Here is a 255-nt window from a genome sequence, read left to right on the forward strand (position 1 = left end):
TCAGGGCAACGCTTCGGGTCGTGCGATTGAACAGGCGGACGCCGAGCTGCCGTTCCAGCTTTGCGATGGCATTACTCAGCGCGGTAGTCGACAGACCAAGCTCCAGCGCGGCCGCCCGGAACGATCCGCGCCGTGCGATGGCCAATACCGCATCAAACTCGACCAAACCGTCCTGGTGCATTGTCCTACTTTTCGCAACATCGCATGACGATCTATCCCGATTATCATCGCAAAGGTCCAGCCCTAAGTTGGCGT

At 58.8% G+C, this 255-nt stretch carries 1 protein-coding gene; it reads right to left on the bottom strand.

From position 1 onward, the window contains the following. Positions 1-181, bottom strand: a 181-nt coding sequence (locus MRBLMC3_RS23160) for a helix-turn-helix domain-containing protein (RefSeq protein WP_363832431.1), incomplete at its 3' end; no start/stop codon positions are given. Positions 182-255 lie beyond the last annotated feature (74 nt).

Source organism: Sphingobium sp. LMC3-1-1.1, from assembly GCF_040676285.1.
GTDB lineage: Bacteria > Pseudomonadota > Alphaproteobacteria > Sphingomonadales > Sphingomonadaceae > Sphingobium.